This is a genomic window from Thermus sp. (assembly GCF_056332225.1).
On sequence record NZ_JBWGQW010000231.1, the window covers coordinates 1 to 589 of the forward strand.

Here is a 589-nt window from a genome sequence, read left to right on the forward strand (position 1 = left end):
CTCGAGGCGGAAGCGCCCCATCCACCCCTCCACCCAGGTGCCCTTGTACCGCTCCAGGCGCTTGTGCTTGGGCCGGAAGCCCAGGGGCCGCACCCGGAAGGGGCCGGCTTCCAGGCCCAAGGCCTCGGCCTTGCGCTGGAGGTTGGCCTGCAAGAGGAGGCCGAACTCCCGGTTCAGGGGGTTGAAGTAGCGGGTGGCCCCGCCCTCCGTCCGGTAGACGGTGATGGGGGCCAGGGCCTCCACCACGACCTTTCCTCCCGTAGGGAGGGGCTCGAGGCCCAACTCCACGAGGCGGAGGAAAAGGCCGTGGACCTCAAGCCCCCCCCGCTCCCAAAGCCCCCGCACCAGGCCGGAAAGCACCTCCCCCAGGGCGGAGGCGAAGTAGAGGGTGAGCTCCCCCTCGGCGGCGAAGGCCTTGGCCTCGGGCAGGTACCTCAGGCCCAGGAGGCGGCTGAAGACGAAGAGCTTCAAGGGGCGCCCTCCCGGGACCAGGCCGCGGTCGTGGAGCGCCTCCCCGAGGGGGCTGGGAAGGGCGCGGTAAAGGGCCGCCTGGAGGCCTTCCCGGTAGGTCACGGGCAGGCGCCCCTCG

Annotated in this window: 1 protein-coding gene; it reads right to left on the reverse strand. The window is 72.0% G+C overall.

Features of this window, described 5'->3' with window-relative positions; genetic code table 11:
* Positions 1 to 589 (reverse strand): CRISPR-associated endoribonuclease Cas6 (locus AC01Y6_RS11075; RefSeq protein ID WP_476671583.1); only part of this gene is annotated, 589 nt, incomplete at both ends.